Origin of the sequence: Streptomyces sp. CB01580 (assembly GCF_001905795.1) — a bacterium.
GTDB lineage: Bacteria > Actinomycetota > Actinomycetes > Streptomycetales > Streptomycetaceae > Streptomyces.
Window position 1 is genome coordinate 25,206 of the sequence record NZ_LIXJ01000001.1, and the last position, 4,605, is coordinate 29,810.

General features: G+C 73.1%; 4 protein-coding genes. 3 read left to right on the forward strand and 1 reads right to left on the reverse strand.

Going from position 1 to position 4,605, the window contains the following annotated elements; translation table 11 throughout:
- Positions 1-95 precede the first annotated feature (95 nt).
- The 3 genes from AMK22_RS00070 to AMK22_RS00080 all read left to right on the forward strand — a co-directional run bounded on the left by AMK22_RS00070 (position 96) and on the right by AMK22_RS00080 (position 3,535).
- Positions 96-278 (forward strand): hypothetical protein, encoded by a 183-nt coding sequence (locus AMK22_RS00070; RefSeq protein ID WP_073781118.1) that lies wholly within the window; start codon positions 96-98, stop codon positions 276-278.
- A complete protein-coding gene (locus tag AMK22_RS00075; protein WP_073781119.1) occupies positions 275-2,620 on the forward strand; it encodes a TOMM precursor leader peptide-binding protein in 2,346 nt (781 codons plus the stop codon). The genes AMK22_RS00070 and AMK22_RS00075 overlap by 4 nt, the downstream gene beginning before the upstream one ends.
- Before the next feature lie 303 nt (positions 2,621-2,923).
- On the forward strand, positions 2,924-3,535 hold the full coding sequence (locus tag AMK22_RS00080) for a response regulator transcription factor (protein WP_073781120.1): 612 nt from the start codon (positions 2,924-2,926) through the stop codon (positions 3,533-3,535).
- A 61-nt stretch (positions 3,536-3,596) separates the two neighbouring features.
- On the opposite strand, the gene AMK22_RS00085 is transcribed toward AMK22_RS00080, so the two are convergent.
- Positions 3,597-4,301 (reverse strand): hypothetical protein, encoded by a 705-nt coding sequence (locus AMK22_RS00085; protein ID WP_073781121.1) that lies wholly within the window; start codon positions 4,299-4,301, stop codon positions 3,597-3,599.
- Positions 4,302-4,605: the final 304 nt, after the last annotated feature.

Consider the following 4,605-nt stretch of genomic DNA (forward strand, 5'->3'; position numbering starts at 1 on the left):
ATCGGTTGGGTGACGCCGGTCCGCTCCTCACCCGGAAACGGGCCGGCCTCCCGAACTCTCGACGCCGTGCGATCCACGAAGGGACAAGAAACACCATGAAGGAAACGTTCTCCTCCCGTGCCAGGCTCGCTGAGAAGCCCGCTGCGCACCTGGTGATCGAGGATCTCGATGCCGCGTGCGCCCAGGCCCAGGCATTGTTCACCATCTGCATCCGCAGCGGGCCGGCCGCCGCCGACGCGACGGGTGAGCCCGCGCCGTCGGCACGGCTCGGGGCATGACCGTCGGCCAGGGACAGGACCTCTGGGCCGCCTCGGGGGACGACCGGATCCGGGTGGGCTTCGCCGGCCACCTCGAACCCACGGTCGTCCCCGGCGAGGCGGTCTATCTGGTGTCCCAGCGCGGTGTGACCGCGCTCCACGGCGAGCACGCGGAGGTGCTCGCACCGCTGCTGGACGGCAGCCGCACGGCGGCGGGCGTCCTGCGGGAAGCGGCGGCTCGGCTCGGGGCCGACGGGGCCCGTGACTCGCTCACCGCTCTCGAACGGGCGGGCCTGCTGCGCCGGTTCGCCCCCGACGGCGCGCGGCCCCCCGCCCCGCGCGGCACCGTGGCCTACTGGGACCTCGCCGGCCTGGACGGGGCGCGCGCCGCGGCGGCGGCCGGACGGGCACGGGTGCGGATCGTGGACCTGACCGGCACGGCGGACCACGGCCGTCTGCGGGCGGCGTGCGAGGAGTCGGGGCTCACCGTCGCCGAGGTGAGCGACGCGAGCCGGAAGCCCTACGCGCTCCCGGAGGCGGGCCCCGACTTCGCGATCGTGCTGTGCGACGACTACCTGACCCCTCGTCTGCGGGACGTCGACGCCGCCCACCGGGCGCGGGGCCTGCCCTGGCTGCTGGCGCGTCCGGGCGGCGCGGAGCCGTGGGTCGGCCCGGTGTTCCGCCCGGCCGAGGGCGGCGCCTGCTGGTCGTGCCTGGCGGTGCGGCTCCGCGGGCACCGGCGTTCCGAACGGCCGCTCCAACTGGCCCTGGGCATCGACGGACCACCGCCGCGACCGCTCGGCGCCCTCGCCTCCTGCTACGCCCTCGGGCTGCATCTGGCGGTGCTGGAGTCCGCCAAGTGGCTGGCCGGGGTGCGCGATCCGGCGCAGGACGCCGTCACCACGCTCGGCACGCTCCGGTCGGGGTCGGCGCAGCACGCGGTCACCCGGCTTCCGCAGTGCGCCGGATGCGGAGACCCGGGGATCGTCGCCCGGCGCGCGTCCACCCCGTTCGTCCCCGTCTCCCGGCCGAAGGCGGAACGGGACCTGGGCGGCCACCGGGCACTGACGCCCGATCAGATGCTGGCGGCGTACGGCGGTCTGGTCGACCCGGTCACCGGGATCGTCAAGGAGATCCGCCGGGCGCCGAACAGCCCCGGCTTCGTCCACCCCTATCTCTCCGGGCACAACCTGGCCATGGGCTCGTCGACGCTGGCCGGACTGCGGGCCGGGCTGCGCGCGCTCAGCGGCGGCAAGGGCGTCACGCGGACCGAGGCCCGGGTGAGCGCGCTGTGCGAGGCGGTGGAACGGTACAGCGGCACACGGCACGGCGACGAGGCGGTCGTCCGCGACACCTTCCGCGCGCTGGGCGACGCGGCGGTGCACCCCAACGCCTGCCAGCTCTACGACGAGCGGCAGTTCCGCGACCGGGACCGCTGGAACAGCTCCGGGTCGCGGCTCAGTCACGTGCCCGAGCGGTTCGACGTGGACCGGCCCACCGAGTGGACCCCCGTGTGGTCGCTCACCTCCGGGCGGCAGCGGCTGCTCCCGACGTCGATGCTGTACTACGGCGACGGGTGGGGCACGGACGGGCTGTCCGCCGACTCCAACGGCAACGCAGCCGGCAGCAGTCCGGAGGACGCGCTGGTCCAGGGGTTCCTGGAGCTGGTGGAGCGGGACGCGGTGGCCCTGTGGTGGTACAACCGCACCCGGCAGCCGGCCATCGACCTGGACGCCTGGGACGAGCCGTACGTGGACCGGATCCGCGAGGGCTGTGCCGGACTGAACCGTGAGGTCTGGGCGCTCGATCTCACGTCGGACCTGGGCATTCCCGTGGTGGCGGCGCTGTCCCGGCGCGTCGACAAGCCCGCCGAGGACGTGATCTTCGGTTTCGGCGCGCACTTCGATCCCCGGCTGGCGGCGCGCCGGGCCCTGACGGAGATGGGGCAGCTGCTCCCGGCCGTGTGCGACGCGCGGCCGGACCACACCGGCTACCGGATCACCGACCCGGAGCCGCTGGAGTGGTGGCGGCGGGCGACGACGGCCGGCGAGCCGTACCTGGCTCCCGACCCGACCGCACCGGCCCGTATCCCGGCGCACTGGAGCTACGCACCGCGCGGTGATCTGCTCGACGACATCGCCGCGATCACCGACCTGGTGCGTGCGCGCGGCATGGAGCTGCTGGTCCTGGACCAGACGCGGCCGGACCTCGGACTCCCGGTGGTGAAAGTGATCGTTCCGGGCCTGCGGCCGTTCTGGGCGCGGTTCGCGCCGGGCCGGCTGTACGACGTGCCGGTGGCGCTGGGGCGACGGTCGGAGGCCGTCGCCTACGAGGACCTCAACCCCGTTCCGCTCTTCGTCTGACGCCGGATTCGGCCGGAATACGACGGTGGCGAGGGACGTTCGGACGGCGCCGCCGGAGCGACGCGGCGGCAGTCCACGGACGGACGCCGCAGTTGAGGAGTGGCTCGATCACTTCACGTGCTTCACATCATTCACATAAAATCGACGGCAGTCACAAGAATCCGTGGCTGTCCGGAATCGCTCCTCGTCGCCATCGAGGCCGCGACTCGCCCCCGCCGCTCCGCTCAACGGTGCCCGGCCCCGGGGGCATCCCCCGGAAACGGCGAGGGATTATGTGCAGTGGACACGGGGGGAGCGGAAAACATGGCGATACGCGTACTGCTCGCGGAGGACATGAACATGGTGCGCGGGGCGCTGGTCGCCCTGCTGAACCTGGAGGACGACCTCCGGGTGGTGTGCGAGCTGGAGCGTGGCGACGAGATCGTGCCCGCGGCGCACAAGTACGGCCCGGACGTGGCGGTCATCGACATCGATCTGCCGGGCATGGACGGCCTGACGGCGGCGTCACGGCTGCACGAGGAGCTGCCGGACTGCCGGACGTTGATCCTCACCAGCATGGGCCGCCCGGGTACGCTGCGGCGGGCCCTGACGACCAAGGTCGACGGCTATCTGCTCAAGGACGCCCCGCCCGGCGAACTCGCCGACGCCGTGCGGCGGGTGGCCGCGGGCAGGCGGGTGATAGACCCTCAGCTGGCGCTTGCCGCCTGGGGCGGCGCGGAGACGCCGCTGACGGAGCGGGAGACCGAGGTCCTGCGTCTGACCGCGGACGGCGCCGAGGCGAAGGAGATCGCGCGACAGCTGCACCTGTCGGCGGGGACGGTGAGGAACTATCTGACGAACATCGTGACCAAGCTGAACGCGCGCAACCGGGTGGACGCCATCCGCATCGCCCGCGAAGCGGGCTGGCTGATGTAGGGGCCGGTCCTCCGCTTCGGCCCGGTCCGGGGCAGGCCGGGTCGGGGCAGCCCGGGTCGAATCAGGCCGGGTCGGGGAACGGGAGGGCGGACGTGTCGGCCGGCGCCGCCATGGAGGCCGCGGCCAGGTAGTCGAGGATGTCCTCGGTGACCGACGGCGGAAGCGGCAGCGCCGCCGATATGTCGTCCGGGGTGGCCGGCCAGGCCAGCATCCCCACCACCCACACGGCCTCGGGGCGGTGCAGCACCACTCGGTGCGCGGAGCTGGGCGACTCCAGGATGAAGGCGCCGGGCCGCAGGGTGAGCGTGATGTCGCGCGGCAGCCAGATGAGCCGCCCGCCCGGGAGCCGCAGCAGCGCGAAGGACGCCTGACGGGACACCGGCGTCACCGAGAGCAGGGGCCCGCGGAGGTCGTCCAGGCCCAGAGTGCGCACGACGAGGTGACTGAGCCGTTCGAGAACCGACAGCAGCACCAGGACGCCGCTCCCGTCGGTGGTACCGTCGCCCGGTGGCCCGTGGGGCTCGGTCGGTCCGGCCTGCAGACCGGCATCGGCCCGGTCCGGATCGGGAACGACATTGGCGAGCAGGATCGGCCCGAGCTCCATCCGGCGCAGCGCCGCCTGCACGACGGGGTCGGCGCCGTCGACCCATTCCTCGCCCCAACGGCCGGTGAGCACAAGCTGGTCCTCGGTGTCACCGGACTCGACGGTGACGTCCTCGGCCAACGACCAGAGGTGCACCGTCCGGTGCTCAGCCGTCTCCCCCATGGCGCTCCCCCCTCGACTCTCCGGTCGTCCGGGCGACTCGGTGGACAGATTATGCAACTGGCCAGTAGCCCCCGGACAGCTACGGGCTCACGCCCCCGATATGAAGACTTCACATACCGGAAAGGGCACCGATACGTCTGTGGGAACGTCGTCCGGCCCGACGTGTGCCGAGGTCGACGCGACCGGACGTACGGTCCGCCACCCGGTGCGGCCGTTCCCCGCCGTCCGGTGGTGGCGGCGCGGAACGGCCTTCGGGTCAGGGATCCCGTCAGTAGTAGCGTCAGGGATCCCGTCGGTAGTGGCG

Bases quoted from the DNA above. Each gene is read 5' to 3' on its own strand.
- AMK22_RS00070 (WP_073781118.1), top strand. From the start codon at position 96: ATGAAGGAAACGTTCTCCTCCCGTGCCAGGCTCGCTGAGAAGCCCGCT.
- AMK22_RS00075 (WP_073781119.1), top strand. From the start codon at position 275: ATGACCGTCGGCCAGGGACAGGACCTCTGGGCCGCCTCGGGGGACGAC.
- AMK22_RS00080 (WP_073781120.1), top strand. From the start codon at position 2,924: ATGGCGATACGCGTACTGCTCGCGGAGGACATGAACATGGTGCGCGGG.
- AMK22_RS00085 (WP_073781121.1), bottom strand. From the start codon at position 4,301: ATGGGGGAGACGGCTGAGCACCGGACGGTGCACCTCTGGTCGTTGGCC.